At 71.0% G+C, this 25,945-nt stretch carries 25 protein-coding genes; 4 read left to right on the top strand and 21 right to left on the bottom strand.

Features of this window, described 5'->3' with window-relative positions; genetic code table 11:
* Nucleotides 1-9: 9 nt before the first annotated feature.
* The 3 genes from A3IC_RS0108255 to A3IC_RS0108245 form a co-directional block, all read right to left on the bottom strand.
* Nucleotides 10-708, bottom strand: a complete 699-nt coding sequence (locus A3IC_RS0108255) for a response regulator (RefSeq protein WP_020549589.1) — start codon at nucleotides 706-708, stop codon at nucleotides 10-12.
* Entirely contained in the window at nucleotides 705-1,937 is a 1,233-nt protein-coding gene (locus tag A3IC_RS0108250) for a sensor histidine kinase (RefSeq protein WP_020549588.1), read from the bottom strand. Before A3IC_RS0108250 ends, A3IC_RS0108255 begins: the two co-directional genes overlap by 4 nt.
* A gap of 118 nt (nucleotides 1,938-2,055) precedes the next feature.
* Nucleotides 2,056-3,234: a sensor histidine kinase gene (locus A3IC_RS0108245; RefSeq protein WP_191864107.1), complete on the bottom strand. Its 1,179-nt coding sequence runs from the start codon at nucleotides 3,232-3,234 to the stop codon at nucleotides 2,056-2,058.
* Nucleotides 3,235-3,337: 103 nt separating this feature from the next.
* On the opposite strand from A3IC_RS0108245, the gene A3IC_RS0108240 reads away from it, so the two are divergent.
* Nucleotides 3,338-4,312, top strand: coding sequence for an SAM-dependent methyltransferase (locus A3IC_RS0108240; protein WP_020549586.1), 975 nt, complete (start codon nucleotides 3,338-3,340; stop codon nucleotides 4,310-4,312).
* A 223-nt stretch (nucleotides 4,313-4,535) separates the two neighbouring features.
* Here the strand turns inward: A3IC_RS0108240 and A3IC_RS0108235 are convergent, their stop codons facing one another.
* From A3IC_RS0108235 to A3IC_RS0108225, 3 genes are read right to left on the bottom strand one after another with little or no spacing between them, the layout of a single operon-like run.
* A complete protein-coding gene (locus tag A3IC_RS0108235) occupies nucleotides 4,536-5,789 on the bottom strand; it encodes a CaiB/BaiF CoA transferase family protein (RefSeq protein ID WP_020549585.1) in 1,254 nt (417 codons plus the stop codon).
* Between the two features lie 36 nt (nucleotides 5,790-5,825).
* Nucleotides 5,826-7,196 carry a PH domain-containing protein gene (locus A3IC_RS0108230; RefSeq protein WP_020549584.1) on the bottom strand — a complete coding sequence of 457 codons (1,371 nt, stop codon included), beginning with the start codon at nucleotides 7,194-7,196 and terminating at the stop codon, nucleotides 5,826-5,828.
* On the bottom strand, nucleotides 7,193-7,690 hold the full coding sequence (locus A3IC_RS0108225) for a PH domain-containing protein (RefSeq protein ID WP_020549583.1): 498 nt from the start codon (nucleotides 7,688-7,690) through the stop codon (nucleotides 7,193-7,195). The genes A3IC_RS0108230 and A3IC_RS0108225 overlap by 4 nt, the downstream gene beginning before the upstream one ends.
* 70 nt (nucleotides 7,691-7,760) lie before the next feature.
* Here A3IC_RS0108225 and A3IC_RS0108220 point away from each other — a divergent pair, with 70 nt between their 5' ends.
* Nucleotides 7,761-8,912, top strand: a complete 1,152-nt coding sequence (locus tag A3IC_RS0108220; RefSeq protein ID WP_020549582.1) for an NADH-quinone oxidoreductase subunit D — start codon at nucleotides 7,761-7,763, stop codon at nucleotides 8,910-8,912.
* 43 nt (nucleotides 8,913-8,955) lie between these two features.
* Here the strand turns inward: A3IC_RS0108220 and A3IC_RS0108215 are convergent, their stop codons facing one another.
* From A3IC_RS0108215 to A3IC_RS0108200, 4 genes are all read right to left on the bottom strand, one after another.
* Nucleotides 8,956-10,656, bottom strand: coding sequence for a hypothetical protein (locus tag A3IC_RS0108215; RefSeq protein ID WP_040876311.1), 1,701 nt, complete (start codon nucleotides 10,654-10,656; stop codon nucleotides 8,956-8,958).
* A 278-nt stretch (nucleotides 10,657-10,934) separates the two neighbouring features.
* Nucleotides 10,935-11,858, bottom strand: a complete 924-nt coding sequence (locus tag A3IC_RS0108210; protein WP_026218008.1) for an ABC transporter substrate-binding protein — start codon at nucleotides 11,856-11,858, stop codon at nucleotides 10,935-10,937.
* Nucleotides 11,859-11,881: 23 nt separating this feature from the next.
* Complete coding sequence (locus A3IC_RS53160) at nucleotides 11,882-12,556, bottom strand: ABC transporter permease (RefSeq protein ID WP_020549580.1); 675 nt, start codon at nucleotides 12,554-12,556, stop codon at nucleotides 11,882-11,884.
* Nucleotides 12,553-13,293: an ABC transporter permease gene (locus A3IC_RS0108200; RefSeq protein WP_052173270.1), complete on the bottom strand. Its 741-nt coding sequence runs from the start codon at nucleotides 13,291-13,293 to the stop codon at nucleotides 12,553-12,555. Before A3IC_RS0108200 ends, A3IC_RS53160 begins: the two co-directional genes overlap by 4 nt.
* A 170-nt stretch (nucleotides 13,294-13,463) precedes the next feature.
* On the opposite strand from A3IC_RS0108200, the gene A3IC_RS0108195 reads away from it, so the two are divergent.
* Nucleotides 13,464-14,612, top strand: coding sequence for an ABC transporter ATP-binding protein (locus tag A3IC_RS0108195; protein WP_020549578.1), 1,149 nt, complete (start codon nucleotides 13,464-13,466; stop codon nucleotides 14,610-14,612).
* Nucleotides 14,613-14,660: 48 nt separating this feature from the next.
* Here the strand turns inward: A3IC_RS0108195 and A3IC_RS0108190 are convergent, their stop codons facing one another.
* The 11 genes from A3IC_RS0108190 to dacB form a co-directional block, all read right to left on the bottom strand.
* Nucleotides 14,661-15,125 (bottom strand): DUF3180 domain-containing protein, encoded by a 465-nt coding sequence (locus A3IC_RS0108190; protein ID WP_020549577.1) that lies wholly within the window; start codon nucleotides 15,123-15,125, stop codon nucleotides 14,661-14,663.
* On the bottom strand, nucleotides 15,122-15,709 hold the full coding sequence (gene folK, locus A3IC_RS0108185; protein WP_020549576.1) for a 2-amino-4-hydroxy-6-hydroxymethyldihydropteridine diphosphokinase: 588 nt from the start codon (nucleotides 15,707-15,709) through the stop codon (nucleotides 15,122-15,124). Before folK ends, A3IC_RS0108190 begins: the two co-directional genes overlap by 4 nt.
* On the bottom strand, nucleotides 15,706-16,068 hold the full coding sequence (gene folB / locus A3IC_RS0108180; protein ID WP_026218007.1) for a dihydroneopterin aldolase: 363 nt from the start codon (nucleotides 16,066-16,068) through the stop codon (nucleotides 15,706-15,708). The genes folK and folB overlap by 4 nt, the downstream gene beginning before the upstream one ends.
* Before the next feature lie 192 nt (nucleotides 16,069-16,260).
* The gene (locus A3IC_RS0108175) at nucleotides 16,261-16,725 is read right to left on the bottom strand and encodes a nuclear transport factor 2 family protein (RefSeq protein ID WP_020549574.1); all 465 of its coding nucleotides are present in this window, start codon (nucleotides 16,723-16,725) and stop codon (nucleotides 16,261-16,263) included.
* Nucleotides 16,722-17,606, bottom strand: coding sequence for a dihydropteroate synthase (gene folP / locus A3IC_RS0108170; RefSeq protein WP_052173268.1), 885 nt, complete (start codon nucleotides 17,604-17,606; stop codon nucleotides 16,722-16,724). Before folP ends, A3IC_RS0108175 begins: the two co-directional genes overlap by 4 nt.
* A gap of 109 nt (nucleotides 17,607-17,715) precedes the next feature.
* The gene (gene folE, locus A3IC_RS0108165; protein WP_020549572.1) at nucleotides 17,716-18,321 is read right to left on the bottom strand and encodes a GTP cyclohydrolase I FolE; all 606 of its coding nucleotides are present in this window, start codon (nucleotides 18,319-18,321) and stop codon (nucleotides 17,716-17,718) included.
* Between the two features lie 2 nt (nucleotides 18,322-18,323).
* Complete coding sequence (gene ftsH, locus A3IC_RS0108160; protein ID WP_026218006.1) at nucleotides 18,324-20,378, bottom strand: ATP-dependent zinc metalloprotease FtsH; 2,055 nt, start codon at nucleotides 20,376-20,378, stop codon at nucleotides 18,324-18,326.
* Nucleotides 20,379-20,685: 307 nt separating this feature from the next.
* A complete protein-coding gene (gene hpt / locus A3IC_RS0108155) occupies nucleotides 20,686-21,252 on the bottom strand; it encodes a hypoxanthine phosphoribosyltransferase (protein WP_026218005.1) in 567 nt (188 codons plus the stop codon).
* A gap of 46 nt (nucleotides 21,253-21,298) precedes the next feature.
* Nucleotides 21,299-22,279 (bottom strand): tRNA lysidine(34) synthetase TilS, encoded by a 981-nt coding sequence (gene tilS, locus A3IC_RS0108150; protein WP_020549569.1) that lies wholly within the window; start codon nucleotides 22,277-22,279, stop codon nucleotides 21,299-21,301.
* Between the two features lie 216 nt (nucleotides 22,280-22,495).
* A complete protein-coding gene (locus tag A3IC_RS0108145; protein WP_020549568.1) occupies nucleotides 22,496-23,644 on the bottom strand; it encodes a zinc-dependent metalloprotease in 1,149 nt (382 codons plus the stop codon).
* Nucleotides 23,645-23,796: 152 nt separating this feature from the next.
* On the bottom strand, nucleotides 23,797-25,200 hold the full coding sequence (gene dacB / locus A3IC_RS53155; protein ID WP_040876310.1) for a D-alanyl-D-alanine carboxypeptidase/D-alanyl-D-alanine endopeptidase: 1,404 nt from the start codon (nucleotides 25,198-25,200) through the stop codon (nucleotides 23,797-23,799).
* 151 nt (nucleotides 25,201-25,351) lie between these two features.
* Here dacB and A3IC_RS0108135 point away from each other — a divergent pair, with 151 nt between their 5' ends.
* Nucleotides 25,352-25,843 carry an inorganic diphosphatase gene (locus tag A3IC_RS0108135; protein WP_020549566.1) on the top strand — a complete coding sequence of 164 codons (492 nt, stop codon included), beginning with the start codon at nucleotides 25,352-25,354 and terminating at the stop codon, nucleotides 25,841-25,843.
* The last annotated feature ends 102 nt before the right edge of the window (nucleotides 25,844-25,945 follow it).

The raw sequence follows: 25,945 nt of genomic DNA, 5'->3' as shown, positions 1-25,945 counted from the left end.
TCGACGGGTCTACCGCCCCCGGGCCTTGACCAGTCCGGTCTCGTACGCGAGCACCACGACCTGGACCCGGTCGCGCAGCCCGAGCTTCATCAGGATCCGGCCGACGTGGGTCTTGATGGTGGCCTCGGACAGGAACAGCCGCTGGGCGATCTCCGCGTTGGACAGGCCCTGGGCGACCAGCATCATCACCTCCAACTCGCGCTCGGTGAGCGCGTCCACCACGTCCGGCCGCGGCTCGTGGTCGCTGGGCAGGATCGGCGCGAACCGGTCGAGCAGGCGCTTGGTCGTGCTCGGCGCGACCACCGCGTCGCCGGAGGCCACCGCCCGGATCCCGGACAGCAGCTCCGGCGGCGGGACGTCCTTGAGCAGGAAGCCGCTGGCCCCGGCCTTGAGCGCGGCGAACGCGTACTCGTCCAGGTCGAAGGTGGTCAGCATGAGCACCTTGGGCCGCAGCCGGCCCTCGGGCAGCACGAGCGAGTTCTCACCGCCCTCGGCACAGATCCGCCGACACGCCTCGACGCCGTCCATCCGCGGCATCCGCACGTCCATCAGGACCACGTCCACGTCCACGTGCCGAAGCTTGTCCAGTGCCTCGACCCCGTCGCCGGCCTCGGCGACCACGCTCATGTCCGGCTGGGCCTGCAACACCATGGTGAAGCCGGTCCGCAGCAATTCCTGGTCGTCGACCAGCATCACCTTGATGCTCACTGAGCTCCTTGAAGAGTCGTCCTGGTGGGCGTACCGGAGGAGATGGAGGAGGATTCGGGGCGGGCGGCGTAGGGCAGCATCGCGCTGACCGACCACCCGCCTTCGATGCTCGGTCCGGTGCGCAACCGACCACCCAGCATCGCGACCCGCTCGCGCATGCCGACCAGACCGTGGCCCATCCCGTCACCGGGGGCCGCGGCGCCTCGGCCGTCGTCGCTGATCTCCATTTCGAGCCCATCTTCCCCGTAGCCGACGCCGACGGTTGCGGTGGCATCGGGGCCGGCGTGTTTGCGCGTGTTGGTCAGCGCCTCCTGCACGATGCGGTACGCGGTCAGCGCGACGCTCTGCGGCAGTTCGACCGGCACCCCCTCGACCCGGAGTTCGACGTTGAGGCCGGTGGTGCGCACCTGCTCGACCAATTCGCCGAGTTGCTCGACACCCGGCTGCGGCACGTACGCCCCGGTCTCGGTCTGCGAGCGCAGCACCCCGAGCAGTCGGCGCATCTCGGCGAGCGCCTCACGTCCGGTCGCCGCGATCGTGCCCAGCGCCTCGCGGGCCTGGTCCGGCGACGACTCGATCGCGTACGCGGCGCCGTCGGCCTGCACCACCATCACCGACACGTTGTGCGCGACCACGTCGTGCAGCTCGCGCGCGATCCGGGCCCGCTCGGCCGCCGCGGCGATCTGCGCCTGCTGGTCCCGCTCGAACTCCAGCCGGGTGGCCCGCTCCTCCAACTCGGCGTAGAACGCCCGCCGGGTACGCATCGAATCGCCCAACACCCACGCGATCGCCAGCAACACCACGAGGAAGCCGAAACCGATGACGTTGTCGCGGAACGAGGAATCACTCGATTCCGGGAAGCGCGCGAGCAGGATCGCCGGCCCGAGCAGGACCATCGCGAGCCCGATGCGCGAGAGCCATCGGGGGCCGGACTTGGCGGCCGTGTACAAAGCGACGAGCATCGCGTAGTTGGCCGAGGTGAGCGTGCCGTCCCAGACCAGCTGCATCAACCCGCCGACCACGACCAGGGCGGTCGCGGTCATCGGGCGCACCCGGTGCAGCACCATGCCCAGGCTGAGCAGCACCACGATCACGAGCCACCACCAGCGCGGCACGGGTGCGGCGGGGTCCTCCACGACCTGGAGCAGTGCGAGGCCGAGGACCGGAATCGTGCACACGGAGTCGACCCACAGGGGGTGTGCTCGCAGCCACGCATAGATTCGTTGCACACTTCGACGCTACGTGGCGCGGGGCCGTTCGCGCGTCAACCGACGTACCGAATCATCACTCCGCCACAAGTCGCATTCGACGACGCCGCGCGCACACCCCTGGTGCCGCGGGGACGGCTCAGAGGCCCTCCCCCGGGCGTACCGGCAGTCGGGCCCGGACCTGCCAGCCGCCGCCGGAGCGGGGCCCGGTATCCAGCCGGCCGCCGAACAGCGCGACCCGCTCGCCCATGCCGACCAGGCCGTGGCCCATCCCGTCACCGGGAGCGGCCGCGCCCCGACCGTCGTCGCCCACGTCCAGTTCGACGTCCTCGCCGAGATAGCGCAGTCGCACCAGCGCCTTGACGTCGGGCCCACCGTGCTTGCGAGTGTTGGTCAGTGCCTCCTGGACGATCCGGTACACAGTCAACGCGACGCCCTGGGGCAACTCGACCGGCACCCCCTCGACGGTCAGGTCGACCGGCAGGCCCGCGCTGCGCACCCGCTCCAGGAGGTCTTCCAACTGTTCGACACCCGGTTGCGGGACGAAGGCGTCGCCCTCGTTCTGCGAGCGCAGCACGCCCAGCAGTCGGCGCATCTCGGCGAGCGCCTCGCGGCCGGTGGCGGAGATCGTGCCGAGCGCCTCGCGGGTCAGCTCGGGGGCACCGTCCAGCGCGTACGCCGCGCCGTCGGCCTGCACCACCATCACCGACACGTTGTGCGCGACCACGTCGTGCAGCTCGCGCGCGATCCGGGCCCGCTCGCTCGCCGCGGCGATCTGCGCCTGCTGGTCCCGCTCACGCTCCAGCCGGTCGGCGCGGTCCTCCAACTCGACGTAGTAGGCCCGCCGGGTACGCATCGAGTCGCCCAGCACCCACGCGATCACGAAGGGGCCCATCAGCAACAGCGTGAAGAAGACGATGCCGGTGGTCGGCACATCCGGGTTGTCCCACCAGCGCAGCATCGCCGCGATCGGCGCGAGTACGCCGCCGACGAGCGCGGTGCGCGAGGCCCAGCGCGGGCTGTACGCGGCGGCGCTGTAGGCGATCGCGGGCATCGCGAGCGCCTCCAGGCCGGGCGGTATGTCGTCGAAGAGCTGGAAGGCGCCGATCGCGAGGGTGACCACCAGCGCGAGGGTGGGATTGCGCCGGCGGATCAACAGCACGATCGACATCGTGCCGAGCGCGATCAGATGTGGGATGTCGGGCGGCCCGGGCTGGTCGATGATCACCTCGAACAGGCCGAACATGAGCAGCAGCAGCGCCCACGCTCCGTCCACGAGCAGGGGCCGTCCACGGAGCCAGGCGTACAGGTGATGCACACAGGCAGGGTAGACGGGCACCATTCGCCCACACTCCCGGCGGACCGGCACGGACCGACCTCGGTCGCACGGCGGCGGTCGGGGGCCGGTACCGTCGGGTGCGATGGAACGACGGCTGACCTGGAAGGAAGCCACCCGTCGGGCGTTGTACGGAGCCGAGGGCTTCTACCGCCGGGCCGAGGGCCCCGCCGGCCATTTCCGCACCTCGGTGCACGCCTCCCCGCTGTTCGCCCGCGCGCTGGCCGACCTCGCGCGCGCCGCGGGCCTGGGCACCGTCGTGGACGTGGGTGCCGGGCGGGGCGAGTTGCTGATCGCGCTGTGTCGGATCGCGCCGCACCTGGAGCTGATCGGCGTGGATGTCGCCGACCGGCCGGAGGCACTGCCGCCGTCGATCGCCTGGGAGCCGGAGATCGCGCCGGGCCGGGCCGCGCTGCTGATCGCCAACGAATGGCTGGACAACGTCCCCGCCGACGTCGCGGAGGTGGACGAACTCGGTGTGCCGCGCGTGGTCGAGGTGGACGTGCGCACCGGAGAGGAGCGGTTGGGCGCGGCCGTCCGCGACGGGGACGCGCGCTGGCTGGACCGCTGGTGGCCGCTGGTCGGCGCGGAGCCGGGCACGCGGGCCGAGATCGGCGAGCCCAGGGACGCCGCGTGGGCGCGCGCGATCGAGCGGCTGGAGCGGGGGGTCGCGGTGGCGATCGACTACGGGCACCTGGCCGACGGGCGTCCGCCGTACGGCTCGCTGACCGGGTATCGGCAGGGTCGGCAGGTGCCGCCGGTTCCGGACGGCACCTGCGATGTGACCTGCCATGTCGCGATGGACGCGGTGGCGGCGGCGGGCGAGGCGGCGGGAGCGCGGGACACGGTCCTCACCACCCAGCGACACGCGTTGCGCGCGCTGGGCCTGGTCGGCCACCGGCCGCCCTACGAGCTGGCCCGGATCGACCCGGCCGGCTACCTCGCGGGCCTGCGCGACGCGGGCGAGGCCGGCGAACTCACCGCCCGCGGCGGCCTGGGCGACTTCCACTGGTTGGCCCAGGGGGTCCGAATGCCGGTCCCCGAACAACTCCGCCCCTGAAACGGACGACCGTCGACCGACCCGCCCGCACCCGGTCGGGCCGGCGCCCGAACCGACCGACACACGAAGCCACCCGGCCCAGCCGGCGGCGAGACCACCCCACAACCCGAGCCACCCCGGCCCGACCGGCGTTCGAGGCCACCTCTCCACCCGAGCCGATCCGGCCGGGCCGGCGTTCGAGGCCACCCCAGCCGGCCCGGCCGGGCGCACTTTCAGGCCGGCGTCAGCTCTCACCAAGGACGCCGGCCGCCCGAAGCTCGGCGATCCCGGCCTCGTCGTACCCCAACAAGTCCGCCAGGACAGCCGCACTGTGCTGCCCGACCGTGGGCGCCCGCTCCGGCACGGGAAGCGACTCGCCGACGAACTTGATCGGCGACGGCAACTGCTCCGCACCGAGCCGGTCCTGACCGATCCACGGGAATCGGTGCTTGAACTGCGGGTCCTCGGCGATCGTCTGCGGCGTGTTCACCGGCGCGATCGGCGTGTTCGCCTCGTTGCCGAACTCGATCCACTCGCGCGCGGTCCGGGTCGCGAAGATGTCCCGCAGAATGCCGCGCAATTCGACGTTGCCGACCGCGTGGTCCGCGTACTTGGAGCCGGGCCAGCGCTCGAACAGGTCGGCGCGGTCCACCGCCTCGCAGAAGTTCTTCCACAACGACTGCTCGGACGCCATGAACAGCACGTACCGGTCGTCCTTGGTCGCGTAGATCTGGTAGCGGACTCCCTGCTCCATGCCGCCGGTACCGGGCGCACGCCGCTCGTAGTTGTCCGACTTGTTGCCGGTCACCTCCGACTCCGGGCGCTCGTACGCCTTCCAGGTCTCGCTGCGCAGCCAGTCCATCGACGCGGCCGCGTCCGACTGGGCGATGTCGATCACGCTGCCCTCGCCGGTGGCCCGGGCGCGGATGATGCCCGCGAGCACACCGAGCGCGCCGAACATCGGGCCGGCGTGGATGCCGATCGAGGCGTGCTCGGGCAGGTACGGGAAGCCGTCCTCGTTGATCGCCGGCTTCACCACGCCGGCCCAGGTGTCGTAGGCGACACCGTGGCTGGGCATGTCCCGGTAGGGGCCGGTGGCGCCGTAGCCGGAGATCGTGCAGAACACGATCCGGGGGTTGATCTTCCTCAGGTCCTCGTAGCCGATCCCGCGTCGGGCCAGACCGCCCGGCCGCATCGCCTCGATCACCGCGTCGGCGTCCTTGACCAGTGCCTTGAAGGTCTCGATCGCCTCCGGCTTGCGCAGGTCCAGGACCAGCGACTTCTTGCCCCGGTTGACGTGCAGGTGCATCAGTGACGAGCCCTCCACGATGGGCCACGTCATGTCCCGGATGTAGTCGCCCTGCGGCGGCTCGATCTTGATCACCTCGGCGCCCAGGTCCACCAACGACGAGGTGATCGCGGCCGGTCCCAGCATCGAACACTCGATGATGCGAACCCCTGCGAGCGGGGCTCCACCCTTCGACTCGACCTGACTCATCGCTGCCTCCCTGCGAATATGACGATGCGTCAGATATTAACCGGCGCCCTCGTCGAGGGAAGAGGCGGAACCTGACGAACTGTCAGATGCGGGTGCGATCCAGCGCTCCGCACCCGCCTCGCGACGTCCGGTACGCGAGCGTTCGGCCTGTTCGGCCACCATCGTGTGGGCCTCGGCCGCATCCCGTCGGGCCGCCTTGACGTGCACCGGACCCGGGGTGGAATCCAGGTGCACGGTGGCCAGGCCGAGCCGGCGCTCCCACGGCCCCTGGGTCCGCCGCACGCTCTGCACCTTCGCGTGCGGGATCACGTCCAGGACCCGGTGGAACCGGCCGCTGCGGGCCACGAACACCTCGGCGTCCGCACCGTAGGCGTATGCCGACCAGCCGACGGGGTCGTGCCAACGGGCCCGACGCGGCGCCGGGATCAGCTCGACCGCGTCGACGTCGATGCCCGGCAGGACCTGCCCGAGCAGCCCATGGGCAACCGCCCGCGGCGCGACCGGCAGCAGGATCGTCTCCTTGTTGTCGGCGTCCTTGCCGCCGTAGCCGGCCACATTGATCTCGACCCGGACCCAACCGCGCAGCCGCCACAACCACGGCTGCACGATCCGCACCGCCTGGACCCGGCCGGGCGGCACCGTCTGATGCCGCTGTTCGAGCAGTCCGTGCCGCAACCGCAGGCCGTCCGGCGAGCGGGCCACGGTGAAGTCGAAATTGCGGATCACCCGCCCGGCGGTGAACTGCCAGGCAGCCAGGAACAGCGGCACCGACCCGAACACGAAGGCGAGTTCGTGCAGGGCAAAGGCCAGGATCACCACCGCCACGCTGGGCGCGAGCGCGGCCCAGGTGCCGACCGAGAGCAGCACCGAGCCGACCACCGCCGACAGCGGCACCGACACGAGCGTCTGCTCGGGCGCCTCCCCCGCGTCCGGGCGCACCCCCGCGGCGCGCGCGAGCAGCTCGGCGCGCAGCTTCTGCGCGTCCGCCTCGCCCAGATACGACAGGCTCGCCTCGGCCTTATCCCCGCCGGCGACCTGGAGCTGCAACTCGGCGAGCCCGAACAACCGGGCGGCCAGCGGGCGGACGATGTCGACCGCCTGGAGCCGGGACAGCCGCACGTGCCGGGTCCGCCGGAACAGCACCCCCGAGTCCAGCCGCAGGTCGTCGCCCTCGATCCGGAACGTGGTGAACCACCACGAGACGTATCCGTAGCCGAACGCGAGCGGCACCACCACGCCGAGCCCGATCACCAGCCGACTCGGAGTCGCCCACCCGGAGTTGACGTTGTGCACGACCACGCCCAGGCACGCGGCGATCACCACCCAGCCGCGGGCGGGCGGGGTCAGCGGGTGCAGTCGGCGCGGCTCCCCGGCACCCTCGACCGGCCGCTCGTCCCCGGTGCTCACAGCCCCGCCGATCGGGCCTCGCCCAGCGCCGCGAGCCGGTCGCGCAGCCGTGCGGCCTCGGCCGGCGGCAGGCCACGCACGACCGCGTCCGAGGAGGCCGAGGCGGTGTGCAGGGTCACCGTGGCGATGCCGAATCGGCGCTCCAGCGGGCCCGCCTCGACGTCCACGAACTGCATCCGCCCGTACGGCACCACCACCAGCCGGCGAAACAGCACGCCGTGCGCGATCAGCAGGTCGTCGGCCCGCTCGGCATAGCGCCACGAACGCTGGTTGCGCCGGATCGCCGGCAGACCCCAGGCGCCCGCCCCGGCACAGGCGAGCACCACCACCGCGCCCGCCCACCAGGCCACGAACCGGCCGAGCAGACCGCCGACGACCACGGCGAGCAGCACGCAGCCGGCGAGCAGCAGGGCACGGCGCATCCGGTACAGCTGTTCCGAGACGGCCCGCCAGTCGAGATCGGGCGGAGTCAGGGCGTCATCGGCCGGTTTCATACGGGCAACCTTCCCAGGTGGGCATACAAGGGTGCGAAGGAGCACACGACTACTGGCAGACTCAGGGTCCATGACCGCCAGGACCGTGGGCGTGGGTATCGGCGCCGACCAGCTCGACACGACCGACATGGTGCTCAACATCGGGCCCCAGCACCCCTCCACGCACGGCGTGCTGAGGCTGCGACTCGTGCTCGACGGCGAGCGGATCGTCTCCGCCGAGCCGATCGTCGGCTACATGCACCGCGGCGCGGAGAAGCTCTTCGAGGTGCGCGACTACCGACAGATCGTGATGCTCGCGAACCGGCACGACTGGTTGAGCGCGTTCGCCAACGAACTGGGCGTGGTGCTCGCGGTGGAGCGCATGCTGGGCATGGAGGTGCCGCAGCGCGCGGTATGGGCGCGGACGCTGCTCGCCGAGCTGAATCGGGTGCTCAACCATCTGATGTTCCTGGGCTCGTATCCGTTGGAGCTGGGTGCGATCACCCCGATCTTCCACGCGTTCCGCGAGCGCGAGGAGATCCAGGCGGTGATGGAGGAGATCTCCGGCGGCCGAATGCACTTCATGTTCAACCGGGTCGGCGGGCTCAAGGAGGATCTGCCGGCGGGCTGGATCGGGCGGGTTCGGCACGCCGTCGCGACCGTGCGCACGCGGTTGTCGGGCCTGGACGACCTGGTCTCGGGCAACGAGATCTTCCGCGCCCGCACCCGGGGCGTGGGGGTGCTGACGCCGGCCCTGGTGGCCGCGTACGGGGTCAGCGGGCCCATCGCGCGGGCCTCGGGCGTCGATTTCGACCTGCGCCGGGACGAGCCGTATCTGGCCTACGGCGAGCTCGCCGACGTGCTGCGTGTGGTCACCCGCGAGGAGGGCGACTGCCTGGCCCGGTTCGAGTGCCTGCTGGAGCAGGTACACGTGAGCCTGGACCTCGCCGACGCGTGCTGCGACCGGCTCGACGAGCTCCCGCAGGGTCCGGTGAACCTGCGGCTGCCGAAGGTGCTCAAGGCGCCCGAGGGGCACACCTACGCGTGGACCGAGAACCCGCTCGGCCTGAACGGCTACTACCTGGTCTCCCGGGGCGAGAAGACCCCGTGGCGACTCAAGCTGCGCTCGGCGTCCTACAACAACGTGCAGGTGCTGACCGAGTTGCTGCCGGGCTGCCTGATCGCGGACATGGTGGCGATCCTGGGGTCCCTCTTCTTCGTGGTGGGCGACATCGACAAGTGACACCCCGGACTCCGGCCGGCGATCGGGCGGGGCGCCGGCCGGGTCAGGCGTGCTTGCGGATGTCGATCCGGGGGATCTCCTCGGTGTCGTCGTGCGCGGTGAGGTCCACCGGCAGCGGCTTGGGCCGCGGCACACCCGGACGGGCCCGGTCTGACTCGCTGGGCGCGAACCGTACGCCGTGCCCGCGGTGCACCGGCGCGGGCCGGCCGGCCGGCGCCTCCTCGGCACGCACCGGATCGGCGAGCCCATCGGCCTCGATGTCGTCGACCGCCGCCTCCGGGGCGGACGTCGCCTCGGCGGGCGCGATCTCGTCCCCGTGCGGGCGCCCCGCGACGAGCGCGTCGTAGTACGCGTCCGGACCGAACAGCTCGTCGGTCAGGAAGCCGGTCGCCTCGGGCTCGGCCAGGACGGCGCGCGGCGCGAAGAAGTCGAACCGCCCGGAGGCCCCGGAGCCGGCCACCCGGCGGGTCACCTCCAGCACCTTGTCCCGCACCATCCGGGTCACTTCGGCGGTCTCGGACGCGGACGTGGCCGCACCGGCGTGGGCGGGGGTGGGGGTGGGCGCGCCGGCCGGCGCGGGCGCGCTCGCCTCGGCAGGGGCCGAGGCGGTGGGCTCGGGCGCAATGGAAGTGGTGGGCGCCGGCGCAGCGGAGGATTTCGCGGGCGCGTCGGGCGCGTCGGCGGGGGCCTCCGCCGGTGCGGAAGCCGAGTCGTCGGGCGCGGCGATTGTGGACGGGGGCGATTCCGCGAGCGCGGACCCGGTGGTGGACTCGGCCCGGCCGACCTCCGCGGGGGTCGCCTCGGGGGCACCCTCGGCGGTCGCTCCGGCAGCCGGACGGGCGACGCTCCGGCTCAGCTCGGCGGGCGGTGCGATCGGCGCTCCGGGGCGCGCTCCGGTACTCGACCCGACCTCGCCGGCATCCTCGGATTCGCCCCGCGCGGCGGAGCGCACGGCCGCAGGCGCCGAAGCGTCGGTCGGTGCCGTCCCGCTCGACGTGGTCGCACGCCCCTCGGCGGGACCCGCGATGTTCGGAGCCACGGCGGTCGACGCGCTCTCGGACCGCGCGACAGAGCCGCCGGCAACGGACGTCGGGGCGCCCGATGCCACGGCGGTCGTCCCGGTCCCGGCTCGCACAGCGGAGCGGCCGGCGTCCGGAGCCGGCTCGGCCGACCGGGTCCCGGTGGCGACCCCCGCTCCGCCCCGCCCCGCGGAACGTGCCGTCGGACCGAACACCGAGGCCGCGTAGGCCGGGACCAGGTCCGGCGCGGACACGGGCGGCCGGCGTACGGCCGGAACGATGGACGGAGCCGTGGGACGCGCCACGCCGGCCCGCCGGTCCAGCAGGTCCAACACCGCCGCGCCGCGCGCGAACAAGTCCGGGGTCAGCCGCTGCGGACGCGACACCAGGTGTGCCGCGGTCAGTTCGCCGGCCCGCAGCGCGGCGAGTTCGTGCTCGTCGGCCCGTTTGATCGCGGCGCGCAGCTCTTCGGCCATGCGCTCCCGCTCCCGGCGCCGGGCGATGCTCTCCTCGGCCAGCCGCCGGTGGTGTGCGGTGCTTCCGCGCACCACCCACACGATCGCGCCGCCGGCGGAGAACACACCGAGCAGCACGGCGAGTCGAAGGGTGGTCGCACCTCCCGCGACGACCGCCAGGACGACGGCGACGAGCGCCGGCGCGCATATGGCGGCAAGCAGGGATATGCGTGTGGCGGTCGAGACCGAGCGATGGCGTCCACGTGGCATGCACCAGACGTTAGCGCGATACGGCGTTCGCTTTGGTGCGGGGGTTGCCGTGGGCGCGGGCTTTTTGCTTTCCGTGGTCAGGACTTGGCCGAGCCGGCCGCAAACGCCAGCCGGGCCGATTTGGCCCCGAGCGCCGGCCGGGCTATTGAACTGCCCGACCGGCGTTGAGCGTTGCTCCGGGCGGCGAAGAATTGAACCGCCCGGCCGATCCGAAATGGCGCGCCGACCTCGAAGAATCCGCCTACCGGAGGATTCGTCCCAGGTCGGCGATTCGGGGATCAGATCAGGTTCTTGGACTTCAAGTAGGTCTTCGCCACGTCGGCCGGCTTCTTGCGGTCCTCGTCGACCTGCTTGTTGAGCGCGGTCAGATCCTCGGTGGTGAGGATCCGGGCGAGCTTGTCGACCAGCGGCAGGATCTTGTCGGCCTTGCCCGAATTGACCACGGGAATCACGTTGTCGGCGTTCTGCAGCTTCTTGTCGTCCGTGAGGACGACCAGGCCGAACCGGTCGAGCGTGGCATCCGTGGACGTGGTCAGGACCAGTTGGTCCTTGCCATCCTTGACCGCCTGCTTGGCGGCGGTGGTCCCGACGCCGAGCGGGTCCACGCCGCTCACCTTGATGCCGTACGTCTTCTCCAGACCCGGGGCGCAGAACGGGCGGGTCTTGCACTCCTCGCCCGCCGCGATCTTCACCTCGATACCGGCCTTGCCCAGATCGGAAAGCGTCTTCAGGTTGTTCTTCGCGGCGAAGTCCTTGGTCACCGCGAACGCGTTCTGGTCCACCGCCTGCGACGCCGTGCCGGATTTGAGCCCGGCCGGGCCGGCGAGCGTGTTCAGCGCGGCGACCGTGGCCGTCACATCCGATGAGGCGACCGGTGCGGCATCCGGGCCGTTCTTCTTTCGGTTCAGGAATTCCGCCATCGTCGCCGCGTACTCCGGCACGACCGCGATCTTGCCCTTCTCCAGCTCGGGTTCGTAGAGCTCACGGTTCTTGACCGTCTTGATGCTCGCCTTCACCCCGCCCTTGTCGAGCAACTGTTTGTACATCTGCGCCAGGATCTCCGATTCGGTGAAACCGGCCGAGCCGACCACCGTCTTGTCGTCGTCCGAGGACGAACACCCCGTCGCACCCAGCAAGAACACCAGGGACAACCCCGCCGCCGCACCGACCGTCATGCCCGTCCTGCCGCGCCGCATAAGCATGCGATGCACCGCCCTTTCCGTTCTCACGAGGTCACACCGCCACGCGGCGTCCGGGCCGTGAATCGCTGCACGAGCGCGAACAGGCCCTCCACCACCAGAGCCAACGCGGCCACGAGGATTGCCCCCGCGACCACTTGACCGTTGTCCTGCAGGTCGAAACCGGCCGTGACGATGCGCCCGAGACCGCCCCCCGCGACCAGTGCCGCGAGTGTTGCCGTGGCAACAACCTGAACGGCACACGTTCGAATTCCCGTCATGATCAACGGAAGGGCCAGCGGCAGCTCGACCCGGAGCAACATCTGACCGCCCGTCATGCCCATTCCACGCGACGCCTCGACCACGTCCCGGTCCACACCGCGCATACCGACGTACGCGTTGGTGAGGACCGGCGGGATGGCGAACAGTACGAGCGCGATGATCGTCGCGGTGTCGCCCATGCCGATCGGACTCAGCCCGAGCAGCACCAGGACCGCGAACGTCGGGATCGCGCGCCCGATGTTGGAGACGTTGATCGCCAGCGCACCGCCCTTGCCCAGGTGGCCGAGCCACAGGGCGATCGGCAGCGCGATCACGACCGCGATCAGCACGCACACCGCGGTCAGCACGATGTGCTCGGTGAGCCGATTCCACACCCCGCTCTCGCCGCTCCAGTTCGCGCCGTCGGCCAACCAGTCCCAGGCATCGCCGAGTACGTTCACGCCGCCGCCCCCGCTCGCACGTCGACCTCGGCGGTGGGCGCGGACACCAGCGGCAACCGCCGCTTGCGTCCGCCGGCCCGCTCCCATGGAGTCAACAGCCGCTGTACGCCGAGCAACAGCAGGTCCGCCACGATCGCCAGCGCGACGCACAACACCGACGCGGTCAGCACCTGCGCCTTGAAGAGCGTGTCGATACCCGAGTAGATCAGGTTCCCCAACCCGCCGGAGCCGACGATCGCGCCGACCGTGGTGAGCGCGACGGTGGACACCGTGGCGATCCGGACGCCGGCCATGATGGCGGGCAGCGCGAGCGGGAGTTCGACCTGGAACAACAACCGTCCGGGCCCGTAGCCCATCCCCTTCGCCGCCTCCACCACGTCCGGTGGCACCGATCGCAGACCGGCCAGCATGTTCCGCACCAGGATGGTCAGCGAGTACAGCACCAGGCCGATGATGACCGTCGTCTCGGTCAGGCCCGTGAACGGCTGCAGGATCGCGAACATCGCCAGCGAGGGAATCGTGTAGAGGATCGTCGTCGAGCCGAGCAGCACGCTCCCGGTCAGGCGCCAACGCCGGGCCGCGAGGGCCATCGGGAACGCGACGAGAAGACCGATCGCCACCGAGACGACGGTCAGGTAGATGTGTTCGCGCAACGCGGTGGTGATCTCCCCGGAGTACTCGTCGAAGTACTTCCCGCACACCCACGAGTTGCGCTTCAGGCAGTCACCGGAGGCCACAATCACGGGCGGACCCTACCCCAGCGGTCGAACGAGCATTCCCGTGACGGCGGACACACCCGGTGTGTGATCGGGACCGCCCGGGTACGTTGCCTCCCTTGGGGGGCCGGGAATCGTCCGGGTCTCCGGACACCTGTCACGACTGCCTGCCATGCCCCCGGAGGGTCCCCATGATCCGGCTCGACCGCGTCACCAAGCGGTACCCCGACGGCACCGAGGCGGTCGCCGAACTGTCGCTGGAGGTCGCCACCGGCGAGTTGGTCACCCTGGTCGGCCCGTCCGGCTGCGGCAAGACCACCACGATGAAGATGGTGAATCGGCTGATCGAGCCCACGTCCGGACAGATCTTCCTGGACGACGAGGACATCACCCGGGCCGACCCGGTCAAGCTGCGCCGGCGGATGGGCTACGTGATCCAGTCCGGCGGCCTGTTCCCGCACCGCACCGTGCTGGAGAACACCGTCACCGTGCCGAGCCTGCTGGGCTGGGACCGCCGGAAGGCCCGGTCGCGCGGCGTCGAACTGCTGGAACTGGTCGGCCTGGATCCGGCCAAGCTCGGCGACCGCTACCCGCACCAGCTCTCCGGCGGACAGCGCCAGCGGGTCGGTGTGGCCCGGGCACTCGCCGCGGACCCGCCGGTGTTGCTGATGGACGAGCCGTTCGGCGCGGTGGACCCGGTGGTGCGCGAGCGCCTGCAGAGCGAATTCCTGCGGCTCCAGGACGAGTTGAAGAAGACGATCCTGTTCGTCACGCACGACATCGAGGAAGCCGTCCGGCTCGGCGACCGGATGGCGGTCTTCTCGATGGGCGGCCGCGTCGAGCAGTTCGACACGCCCTCCAGTGTGCTCGGCGCACCCGCCACCGACTACGTCGCCGACTTCGTCGGTGCGGACCGCGGCCTCAAGCGTCTGTCGGTGACCGAGATCACCCCGGAGGACCTCGAACTGCCACCGGTCGTACATCTGGACGACCCGATGACCGAGGCGCTCGCGAAGCTGCGCGCGGCCGATTCGCGCTGGGCCGTGGTGCTCGACGACGAGGGAAACCTGCACGGGTGGGTGGACGACCGCCCGGCCGGCGGCACGGTGCGCGACCGGGCCCGGCGGATGGAGGCATGGGTGCCGGTGCGCGCTTCGCTCAAGCAGGCGTTCGGCGAGATGCTTCAGCACGACGCCGGGTGGATCGCCGTGGTGGACGGGGACCGGTTCGTGGGCGTGCTGACGCCGGCGCGGCTGCACGAGGCCCTGCGGCGGTCCATCGGCGCAGAGGAGCGGGACATCCCGTTGGCCGAGGTCGTGCTGGACACCATCGAAGGGTGACGACCCGGCCTTCGGCCGAGGTGTCCACAGACGCCGGACGGGCCGGCTTCACTTGTCCTCGGGGTCCTCGGGGACGCGCAGTATCCGTTCCAGGAACAGGCATCCGCCGATCAGCAGCAGGCCCGCGCCCACGGCGAAGGCACAGCGCTGGGCCTGGGCCGAGCGCTCGGTGACCTCCAGGAAACCGGTCAGGTAGAGCGCGTAGCCGCCGTACAGGCCCACCACGAGCGCGCCGACCAGCGAACCGGCCTTGGCGAAGACCACCGCCCGCGCGGCGACCAGCGGATCCACCGGGCGCGCGTTCGGCCGCCGCTCGCGCTGTGCCTTGAGCCGCGAACGCAGCGACAGCGCGGTGGCCAGCGCGATCGCGGCCAGGCACAGCAGCACGATCGGAGCCAGGATCGGGACCACGGGCGGCGTGCCGCGCGAATCCCACAGATCGATACCGGCATACGCGATGCCACCCGCCCCCAGCGCGAGGGCGAGCAGGACGAGCGGGCGCGTGGGCTTCATCGGTCTGCGGTCAGCTCCAGGTCGTCACGGCGATGCACCCCGTCGAGGCCCACCTGCGCGAGCAGGTCGGCGACCCGGCCGTGGCCCGGTACCTCCGCCTCGGGGTCGATGTCGTGCCACGGCGCGAGCACGAAGGAACGCTCGTGCGCACGCGGATGCGGCAGAGTCAGGTGCGGGTCGTCCTGCACCACGTGCTCGAACCAGATCACGTCCACGTCCAGCGTGCGCGGTCCCCAGCGCTCGACCCGGACCCGCTGGAACGCCTCCTCGATCGAGTTGCCGCGCTCCAGGACCAGATCCGGGGTGAGCAGCGTGCGCACCTCGACCACGGCGTTGAAGTAGCTGCCCTGCTCGGGGCCGCCCACCGGATCGGTCTCGTAGACCGGGGACACCCGCAGCAGGCTCACGCCCGGGGTGTCGGCGATCTCGTCGATGGCGCCCTGGAGGGTCTCCAGGCGGTTGCCCAGGTTGCTGCCCAGCGCGAGCACGACCCGGCTCCAGGTCAACAGCGCACGCTGGGCGGTGCTCTCGGCGGGCTGCTCCGGGACCGGTTCGCGGGTGGGTTCGCGGGCGGTGTCGGTCATCGGTCCCGCCCCCGCACGATGGTTACCGTCACGTCGTCGAACGGGACGGTGATCGGGGCGTCCGGCTTGTGCACGATCACTTCCACCTCCTGCACGAGCGGGCGGGCCAGGCACACGTCGGCGATGCGCTGCGCGAGCGTCTCGATCAGATCGACCGGGTCGCCCTGGACGACGCCGACCACGTCCTCGGCGACCTCGCCGTAGTGCACCGTGAGGGTGAGGTCGTCGGACCGCGCGGCCGGACGGGTGTCCACCCCGAGCACGACGTCCACGACGAAGGTCTGGCCCTCTTCGCGTTCCTTCGCGAACACTCCATGGTTGCCGCGGGCCTTCAGTCCCCGCAGCGAGACGCGGTCCAGCATCAGTCGCCTCCTCGGCGCTATCCCATCACTGCGCACCCCGACCGGTCGGTTGTCGACCCGTCGAGGGGCGGTCGCGCCGACGGCCGGACCACCTCTGTGCGGTACGAATGTACCCAGCGATCCCGACAGGTTCGCTCGGCCGGGTGCCTCGAAGGCACCCGAACGCCGCATCGAAGCGGTCGGGATCGGTCAGATCTCCTCTTCGGCGTCGACCTCCGCCATCACCGGAGACGCGTGGTGCAGCCACAACCGCCAGCCCGTCGGGGTGCGCCGGAAGACGTTGGTGACCACCGCTCGGCCCCCCGCGAAGCCGGCCTCGTCGCCGCCGTCCTCCTCGGCCATCCCGGTCAGCATGTTGGCCGTGCAGGACAACACCGCGACCTCGCCGGCCAGCTTGACCTCGACGTCGGTCAGGAAGAACTGCACATACGCGGTGTTGGCCATGATCAGCGCGTACGAGCGCAGAATCTCCGCGCGTCCGTGCAGCGCGGGCCAACCCGGATGCACGCACGTCACGCTGGGCGCGTCGGCGCCGTCGGCCCAGATCGCGCCCAAGGCGTCGATGTCGCCCTCCTCGACGGCCGTCCACAGCGCGAGGTTGACCTCGCGTACCGCGTCCGCCTCGGGCGACGTCTGGTCGTCAATCGGGTTCATCGGGCCTCCTGCCAGGCAGCCGCCACCTTGACCGCGTCGAGCGAAGCGGGCACCTCGTGCACACGGACGGCCCACGCGCCCGCGGCGGCGGCCAGCGCGGAGAGCGCGGCCGTCGCGTCGTCGCGTCCGCGAGGCGGACGCAGTGTGCCGTCCTCGGCGGCGAGCAGCCGCCCCAGGAAGGTCTTGCGGGACGCGGCCACGAGCAGCGGACGACCGAGCTCGTGCAGCGCGTCCAGGTGGGCGAGCAGCGGCCAGTTGTGCGCGGCCGTCTTGGCGAAGCCCAGGCCCGGATCGAGCACGATCGCGTCGGGATGGACGCCGGCCGCGATCACCTTCTCCATCCGCTCGGCCAACTCGGTGCGCACCTCGGCGACCACGTCGGCGTAGACCGCGCGCTCCTGCATCCCCCGCGAGTGCCCGCGCCAGTGCATGACCACCACGGGCACCCCGCTGTCGGCCACGTACGCGGCCATCGCCGGGTCCGCGAGTCCGCCGCTGACGTCGTTGACCAGGCGGGCGCCGGCCTCGACCGCGGCGCTCGCGACCTCGACCCGGGTGGTGTCCACGCTGACCACCGCACCGGCCGAGGCCAGTTCGCGCACGACCGGGACGACCCGGCGCAATTCCTCGTCCACATCCACCCGACCGGCCCCCGGCCGGGTCGACTCGCCGCCCACGTCGATCAGGTCGGCCCCCTGGTCGAGCAGCGCGAGCCCGCGCGTGATCGCGGCCCTCGAGTCGAACCACAGGCCGCCGTCGGAGAACGAATCGGGGGTTACATTGACCACACCCATGACCGCGCACCGGCCGAACTCGGGCAGGCCGCGCACCCCTGGTGGGCGGTCGGGAGCCCGATGTCGCGGGCCGGTCGTCGCTGTCATGGGGAACAGAGTAGGGGTTGACCGGGCGCTGCCCGGTCAACCCCCAAGTACTGCGTCGTGACTTGTTATCGGCGCTTCGCCCGACCCGCGACCGTGCGCTGTGGGGCCGCTACCGGCTCAGGATCAGGCTCATCGCCTCGGCCCGCGTGGCCGCGTTGAGCAGCTGGCCGCGCACGGCGGAGGTGAGGGTGCGTGCCCCCGGCTTCCGTATACCGCGCATGGTCATGCACAGGTGCTCGCACTCGACCACCACGATCACCCCGCGCGGGCGCAGGATGTTCACCAGCGCGTCGGCGATCTGGGTGGTCAGCCGCTCCTGCACCTGCGGACGCTTGGCGTACACGTCCACCAGGCGGGCGAGCTTGGACAGGCCGGTGATCTGACCGTCCTCCGACGGGATGTACCCCACGTGCGCCACCCCGTGGAAGGTCACGAGGTGGTGCTCGCACGTGCTGTAGACCTCGATGTCCTTGACCAGGACCATCTCGTCGTGGCCGAGGTCGAAGGTCGTGGTGAGCACGTCCTCGGGATCCTGCCGCAGCCCGGCGAAGATCTCCTGATACGACCTGGCCACTCGCGCCGGTGTGTCCTTGAGACCCTCGCGGTCGGGGTTCTCCCCGACCGCGAGCAACAGCTCCCGAACCGCGCGCTCGGCGCGGTCCTGGTCGAACTCACCCACGGCACGACCGTCGAAGGTGACCGGGTCGATCGTCACGTTCAGTTCTCCGGAGAATCGGACGGCGGCTCGGGGTGCGCTACCGCCCCACCGGACCCCGTCGTGGTGCCCGTCGTAGAGGTCGGGCCACCATTGAGAATCCCATTGTCGCTGCCGCCACCGGAGAGCGTGAGCTCGCGCGGCGTCATCACGGGGGGACGGCTGGACGGCTGACGCCGACTGGAGCCCGTCCACGCGGGACGGGCCGGGCGCTTGGTGACCGGAGCGAAGATCTCGGCGACCTGGGCCTTGTCCAGGGTCTCCTTCTCCAACAGCTCCAGCACCAGGTTGTCCAGCACGTCACGGTTCTCGACGAGAATCTCCCACGCTTCGTTGTGGGCGGTCTCGATGAACCTCTTGACCTCTTCGTCGACGATAGCCGCGACCTCTTCGGAGTAGTCGCGCTGGTGACCCATTTCACGACCCAGGAACGGCTCGGCACCGTCGTTGCCGAACTTGATCGCACCCAGGCGCTCGGTCATGCCGTACTGCGTGACCATCGAGCGGGCCAGACCGGTGGCCTTCTCGATGTCGTTCGAGGCGCCCGTGGTCGGGTCGTGGAAGACCAGTTCCTCCGCCGCGCGCCCGCCCATCATGTAGGCGAGCTGGTCGAGCATCTCGTTGCGCGTGGTGGAGTACTTGTCCTCTTCGGGCAGGACCATCGTGTAGCCGAGCGCGCGACCGCGGGACAGGATCGTGATCTTGTGCACCGGGTCGGTGTTCGGCAACGCGTGCGCCACCAGGGCGTGGCCGCCCTCGTGGTACGCGGTGATCTTCTTTTCCTTGTCGCTCATGATCCGGGTGCGCTTCTGCGGCCCGGCCACGACCCGGTCGATCGCCTCGTCCATCGACTTGGCGTCGATCAGCTTGGCGTCCGAGCGGGCGGTCAGCAGCGCGGCCTCGTTGAGCACGTTCGCGAGGTCGGCACCGGTGAACCCGGGGGTACGCCGGGCGACCGCCTTGAGGTCGATGTCGTCGGTGACCGGCTTGCCCTTGGCGTGCACCTTGAGGATGTCCCAGCGGCCCTGCATGTCGGGACGGTCGACCGCGATCTGCCGGTCGAAGCGGCCCGGGCGCAGCAGCGCCGGGTCCAGGATGTCCGGCCGGTTGGTCGCGGCGATCAGGATCACGCCGCCCTTGACGTCGAAGCCGTCCATCTCGACCAGGAGCTGGTTGAGCGTCTGCTCGCGCTCGTCGTGGCCGCCGCCCATGCCCGCGCCGCGGTGTCGGCCGACCGCGTCGATCTCGTCGACGAAGACGATCGCCGGCGCGTTGGCCTTGGCCTGCTCGAACAGGTCGCGCACTCGGGAGGCACCGACACCGACGAACATCTCGACGAAGTCGGAACCGGAGATCGAGTAGAACGGCACGCCGGCCTCACCCGCGACCGCGCGGGCGAGCAGCGTCTTGCCGGTTCCGGGCGGGCCGTACAGCAGCACACCCTTGGGGATCTTCGCGCCGACCGCCTGGAACTTGGCGGGCTCCTGGAGGAACTCCTTGATCTCGTGGAGTTCCTCGACCGCCTCGTCCGCGCCGGCCACGTCGGAGAAGGTCGTCTTCGGCGTGTCCTTGGAGATCAGCTTGGCCTTGGACTTCCCGAAGTTCATGACCCGGGAGCCGCCGCCCTGCATCTGATTCATCAGGAACAGGAAGACCACGACGATGAGCACGAACGGCAGCAGGGAGAACAGGATGCTGACGATCGTGCTCTGCTTGCTGAGCTTGACCGTGTAGGAGTCCTGGATCTTGCCCTGCTCGTACTTGGACTGGAGCAGGCGCTGGATCTCCACGCCCTGCTCGTCGATGTACGAGGTCTTGATCTTGTTGTGCTTGTCGATCTTCACCCCGTCGATCAGGGTGAGCTCGAGTGACTGGTCGTTACCGCCGATGAGCTTGGCTGACTTGACCTGGTCGTTTTGGATCGCCTGGATCGCCTTGCCGGTGTCGACACCCTTGAAGCCGCTCGAAGAGGAGACGAGCTGCATCAGGAGGATCACAGCAATGACGGCCAGCGCGATCCACATGACCGGCCCGCGGAAATAGCGCTTGACGTCCATCGATGCGGGGCAGCAGACGCCCCGTCCCTCCTGCCGACTTTTGACCCGGGCGCCTTATGGCCCCCGGGTACGTTGCCTGTCCGGTATCGCCCGGCACGGTCGCCCGTGCTGATCGGATGTCACTGCGTTAGACGGTACACCGGGCGTCCGCACGTCAACGCGCCGCGCGTTCACTCACATTGCGCGCCTTCGTGAATCGACCCCCGACGCACCCTCCAACGAGGGGAAACGTTCCCCTTGTTCCCGGATGCTGTTACAGGTTGTCGATCGCGCAAACCCGAAGCCCTGATCCATGCGCCCGAGCGGGTCAGGTCGGCTTCGAACCACCGTATACATGCTCGGCCAAAGTGCCCACGAACGGCAGGTTGCGGTAGCGCTCGGCGTAGTCGAGGCCGTAGCCCACCACGAACTCGTTCGGGATGTCGAAGCCCACGTACTTGACCGGGATGTCGACCTTGGCGGCCTCCGGCTTGCGGAAGAACGCGCACACCTCGAGCGAGGCGGGACCTCGCGAGGTGAGGTTGGCGAGCATCCACGACAGGGTCAGACCCGAGTCGATGATGTCCTCGACGACCAGGACGTGCCGACCGGCGATGTCCGCGTCGAGGTCCTTGAGGATGCGCACGACGCCCGAGGACTTGGTGCCGGAGCCGTAGGAGGACACCGCCATCCAGTCCATCTTGACCGGCGAGTGCACGGCTCGGGCGAGGTCGGCCATGACCATGACGGCGCCCTTGAGTACGCCGACGAGCAGCAGGTCCTGGCCTCGGTAGTCCTCGTCGATCCGTTCGGCGAGCTCGACGAGCTTCGCCTCGATCTCCTCCTGCGTGACGAGGACCCTTGCGAGGTCGGCGCCCATGTCCTTCTCGTCCACCACATGCCTTACTACGAAGTTTTCGACTGAGCCCCGCGGTCACCGGTCAGGATTGAGCCGGCCGGTGAAAGAGAAGCCTGCCACACCGCCTGCGTATCTCGACGCCCCCGGGCAGGTGGATGGGCCCCTGGCCGTGCCAGGAGATGACCAGCTTCTCCACCGCCTCCACGTGCCGGGCGAACAGGGCACCGGAGGGGCTGCCCGCGCCGACCGCCGTCCGGCGCAACACCCGGCGGCGGACCGCGGCGGGCAACTCGGCCAGCCCGGCGACCTCGAGCTCGCCGTCGTCGTGCGTGACGTCCGCCTGGGCGCGGTCGGCCCACTGGTCGAGCGCCTCGGCATCGTCGCGGAACAGGCGCGCGGTGCGGGCCAGCGCCTCGGACACCCCGGGGCCGAGCGCCTTCTCCAGCACCGGGAGCACCTCGTGGCGCACCCGCGCCCGGGTGTAGGCGGGGTCGGCGTTGTGCGGGTCCTCCCAGGGCAGCAGGTCCTGGGCGACGCACGCCTGCCGGGTGATGTCTCGACCCAGCTCCAGGAACGGGCGCTGGTAGTGGCCGGTCAGCGGCGGCATGCCGGCGAGCGAGCGGGCGCCGGAGCCGCGGGCGAGCCCGAGCAGCACGGTCTCGGCCTGGTCCTCCAGGGTGTGCCCGAGCAGCACGAGCGCGGCGCCGTGCGTCTTGGCGGCGGTGTCCAGGGCGTTGTATCGGGCCAGCCGCGCGGCGGCCTCGGGGCCGCCCCGGGTGCCGACGGTGACGCCGAGCGCCTCGACCGGGCCCAGGCCCAGCTCGCGCAGCCGGGCGACCAGGTCCACGGCGCGGCGGGTGGAACCCGCCTGGAGGCCGTGGTCGACGGTGATGGCTCCGGCGCGCAGACCCGCGCGGGGGGCCTCGAACGCGGTGGCCGCTGCGAGCGCCAACGAGTCCGCGCCACCACTGCAGGCCACCAGGACGAGGACACCCGGTTGCAGCTCGCGCAGGGTTTTGCGGACGGCCAGCCTGGTGGCGGCCACGGCGGGATGGGGTCCCATGGCTCGACGACACCTCCTTGCACGTCCGGTTCGGCCGGTTCGCGGAGGTCGCGGCCTCGCGAGAAATGCCGAAGAGAATTGGTTCGCCCACGCTACGTCACCCGAAGCGCCCCGGGCCGCAGACACCACCGGATGTCGCCCGGATGAGGGGGCGGGCGCGCCGACGCCGGCCCGCCGCGGCGCGCGGAGGCGCCGCGTCGGGTGTCGTGCGTCGACTCAGGCGGGGTCGGTGGGGCCCTCGCCCGGCGCGGCGCCGGTCCTGCCGTGCACCCGATCCACCCACATGCCCGGCTCGGCCACCTCGGCCTTGGTGGGCAACGTGTTCGGCGAGGTCCACACCCGGTTGAAACCGTCCATGCCGACCCGGGCGACCACCTCGCGCACGAACCGCTCGCCGTCGCGGTACTGGCGCAGCTTCGCGTCCATGCCGAGCAACTTGCGCAGCGCCTGGTCGAACCGCCCGCTGCCCTGGGCGCGCCGCTCGGCGAACTTCTCCCGGATCTCCGTCACGGTCGGGATGACCTGCGGTCCGACCCCGTCCATCACGAAGTCGGCGTGTCCCTCCAGGAGCGACATCACCGCGGTGATCCGGCCCAGGATCTCGCGCTGCTCGGGTGTCTGGACGAGTTCGACCAGCGAGCTGCCCTCGCCGTCCCCGTCGGTGCCGCCGCGGCGTGCGCCCGCGAACGTGGAGACCGCCTCGCGCAGCCGGCCGAGCACCGCGGAGGGGTCGACCTCGGTCTGCCCGAGGAAGCCGTGGATCTCCTGCTCCAGGTGGTCGCGCAACCACGGCACGGCGGTGAACTGGGTCCGGTGGGTCTCCTCGTGCAGGCACACCCACAACCGGAAGTCGTGCGGGTCCACGCCGAGCTCGCGCTCGACCTGGACGATGTTCGGGGCGACCAGGAGCAGGCGCCCGGGGCCGTGTCCGCTCGCGCCGGGGCTCTGCGGTGCGAAGGTCTCGTACTGGCCGAGCACGCGCGAGGACAGGAACGCGAGCAGGGTGCCCAGTTCCAGGCCGGTCACCTTGCCGCCCACGGTGCCCAGCGCGATGCCGCCCGGCATGCTGTCGCGGCGCTGTTCGACCTTGTCCAGGAGCGGTCGCAGCACGTGCCGGAAACCCTGCACGTTGGCCCGGGCCCAGCCCGGCCGGTCCACCACCAGGACCGGGGTGTCGTTGTCGCCCGAATCGAGTCCGGTGAACGCCCGGACGTGTCCCTCGGACGTCTTGGCGTGCGCGCGCAGCTCCGCCACGACCGCCCGCGCCTCGTCCCGTCCGACGTCGGGTCCCGGCCGCACGAGCCGGTTCGCCGTCGCCACGGCCAGGTCCCAATCGATCATGTCCGCACCGTTGCCGCTCGTCATACGGCCACGGTACGTGCTCGGCGCGCCCTCGAAAGAGGAACCGGGGCCCGCGACTTCATCGGGACCGGATTTTGCGGGCGAACGGGAGGGCCGGTGCGCGGTCGGATGTCGGGGTCGAGGTGATGCGCCCGGCCCCCGGTCGGCCGTCCCCGTCAGCCGGTGGTGCAGCCGCAGTCGGCCAACGCGGCGGCCATCCGGTCGATCGCCGCGCGGGCCGGGTCGGGGTCGCCGGTGAACTTGTCGGCCAGTATCGCGAACGCGAGCAGTCGGCCGTCCCGATCGCGGACCAGGCCGGCCAGCGTACTGACCCCGGTCAACGAGCCGGTCTTGGCCCGGACCACGCCGGCCGCGTCGGCGGAGCCGCTGTTGGGGCCGTACCGGTCGGTCAGGGTGCCGGTGAAGCCCGCGATCGGCAGGCCGGTGAGGGCCCAGCGCAGTTCGGGGTGCGGCTCGGACGCGGCCACCGCGAGGGTTTGCACGAGCGTCTGCGGGGTGAGCCGGTTCTCCTTGTCCAGGCCGCTGCCGTCCTTGAGGTTGGACGTCCCGTAGGTCACGCCCAGGCCCTCCAGGACCTTGCGCGCCGCGACGGTGCCGCCCTGGAAGCTCGCGGGTTGTCCGTTGGCGATCGCGACCTGCCGCAACAGGGCCTCGGCCAGGTCGTTGTCGCTGACCGTCAACATCTGCTCGACCATCGCGGACATCGGCGGCGACTGGACCGAGGCGAGTTCGGGCGCGCCGCCGGCGGGCGCGGTGCCCGGGGCCGGCGTGCCGTCGACGGTGATGCCCGAAGTCTTCAGCGCCGCCGCGAACTTCCTCGCGGCGTCGATGCCCGGGGACTGCACCCGGTTGCTCTCCTTGCCCACCACCGTCGGGTCCACCCGGCCCTCGTCGACCATCAGCGACACCACCGGGGCGATGTTCTCGTTGATGCCGATCGCGTGCAGGGCGGGGCCGGTGTACAAGGTGGTGTCGTACTGCAGCTTGACCTGCGTGGTTCCGCTCGCCTTGAGCGCGGTCGCGGTGGCCGCGGCCAGGTCCGACAGCCGGGCGGCCCGGTAGGCGCTGCCGTACTGCTTGCCGTCGAGCGCGGTCAGCGTCGGGTCCCCGCCGCCGACCAGCACGATGGTGCCCGGCGTCGCGCCCGGCACCACGCGGGTCGCGATCCGGTGGTTGGGCCCCGGGGAGGTGAGCGCGGCCACCGCCGTGGTGATCTTCGTGGTGGACGCGGGGGTGGCCGCCCGCTCCTGGTTGGCGCCGTACAGCGCCTTCCCGGTCAGCGCGTCGACCACGGCGACCGCGGGCGGAGCGCCGAGCGCGGTGGCCTTGGTCAGCGGATCCAGCGCGGCCCGGATGCCGGCCTCGGTCGGGATCGTCCCGGCCGGATCCCCGGAGACCGGCGCGAGCACCGGCTGCGCGCTCGCGACCCGCTTGGTCTTCTCGTCCGCTCGGGCGGCCGAGCGCTCGCCCTTCCACGACCCGTGCACGAGTGTGGTGAGCACGGCCAGCGCGATCGCCGCCACAACTGCGGCGATCGCTTTGCTCCTTGTGCCGGCCACGCGAGACCATCCCCTTCCGCCGGACCACCGGCCATGCGAGACACTGAGATCAGATCAGGTTCTGTCCGGGACCTGTGCCGGGTTCGGCCTCGCGGACAGAACGACCCTAACGGTCCCGGCAACGGTCCCGGCGCAGCACTATGGAGGAGCCTTGGAGTTCGACGTCACCATCGAGATCCCCCGGGGATCGCGCAACAAGTACGAGGTGGACCACGAGACGGGCCGCATCCGGCTCGACCGGATGTTGTTCACGTCGACGCGCTACCCGGCGGACTACGGCTTCATCGAGGACACCCTCGGTGAGGACGGTGACCCGCTGGACGCGCTGGTGCTGCTGGACGAGCCGACCTTCCCGGGCGTCCAGGTCCGGTGCCGCGCGATCGGCATGTTCCGGATGACGGACGAGGCCGGCGGCGACGACAAGGTCCTGTGCGTGCCGGCCACGGACCCGCGCGTGGAGCACCTGCGTGACATCCACCACGTCTCGGAGTTCGACCGGCTGGAGATCCAGCACTTCTTCGAGGTCTACAAGGACCTGGAGCCGGGCAAGTCGGTCGAGGGCGCCAACTGGGTCGGCCGCGACGAGGCCGAGGCCGAGGTCGAGGCATCGCGCAAGCGGCTCACCGAGCAGGGTCACCACTGACCCGATAGCCCCTCGTACGAACGCCGGTCGTCGGCAGGCACCCACCAAGGTGACTGCCGGCGACCGGCGTTCGTCGTCGTGGCGGTCGGGCGGTCGAACGGT

It is taken from the genome of Embleya scabrispora DSM 41855 (assembly GCF_000372745.1).
Taxonomy (GTDB): Bacteria; Actinomycetota; Actinomycetes; order Streptomycetales; family Streptomycetaceae; genus Embleya; species Embleya scabrispora.
This window is presented reverse-complemented; position numbering and strand designations above follow the sequence as displayed.

Excerpts from the sequence above, each read along its gene's own strand:
- A3IC_RS0108240 (WP_020549586.1), top strand. The coding sequence starts at position 3,338 with ATGGAACGACGGCTGACCTGGAAGGAAGCCACCCGTCGGGCGTTGTAC.
- A3IC_RS0108145 (WP_020549568.1), bottom strand. The coding sequence starts at position 23,644 with ATGACGAGCGGCAACGGTGCGGACATGATCGATTGGGACCTGGCCGTG.
- folK (WP_020549576.1), bottom strand. The coding sequence starts at position 15,709 with ATGACCGACACCGCCCGCGAACCCACCCGCGAACCGGTCCCGGAGCAG.
- A3IC_RS0108235 (WP_020549585.1), bottom strand. The coding sequence starts at position 5,789 with ATGAGTCAGGTCGAGTCGAAGGGTGGAGCCCCGCTCGCAGGGGTTCGC.
- folP (WP_052173268.1), bottom strand. The coding sequence starts at position 17,606 with ATGACAGCGACGACCGGCCCGCGACATCGGGCTCCCGACCGCCCACCA.
- A3IC_RS0108225 (WP_020549583.1), bottom strand. The coding sequence starts at position 7,690 with ATGAAACCGGCCGATGACGCCCTGACTCCGCCCGATCTCGACTGGCGG.
- A3IC_RS0108190 (WP_020549577.1), bottom strand. The coding sequence starts at position 15,125 with ATGAAGCCCACGCGCCCGCTCGTCCTGCTCGCCCTCGCGCTGGGGGCG.
- A3IC_RS0108175 (WP_020549574.1), bottom strand. The coding sequence starts at position 16,725 with ATGAACCCGATTGACGACCAGACGTCGCCCGAGGCGGACGCGGTACGC.
- A3IC_RS0108210 (WP_026218008.1), bottom strand. The coding sequence starts at position 11,858 with ATGCTTATGCGGCGCGGCAGGACGGGCATGACGGTCGGTGCGGCGGCG.
- A3IC_RS0108195 (WP_020549578.1), top strand. The coding sequence starts at position 13,464 with ATGATCCGGCTCGACCGCGTCACCAAGCGGTACCCCGACGGCACCGAG.
- A3IC_RS0108215 (WP_040876311.1), bottom strand. The coding sequence starts at position 10,656 with ATGCCACGTGGACGCCATCGCTCGGTCTCGACCGCCACACGCATATCC.
- A3IC_RS0108220 (WP_020549582.1), top strand. The coding sequence starts at position 7,761 with ATGACCGCCAGGACCGTGGGCGTGGGTATCGGCGCCGACCAGCTCGAC.
- ftsH (WP_026218006.1), bottom strand. The coding sequence starts at position 20,378 with ATGGACGTCAAGCGCTATTTCCGCGGGCCGGTCATGTGGATCGCGCTG.
- tilS (WP_020549569.1), bottom strand. The coding sequence starts at position 22,279 with ATGGGACCCCATCCCGCCGTGGCCGCCACCAGGCTGGCCGTCCGCAAA.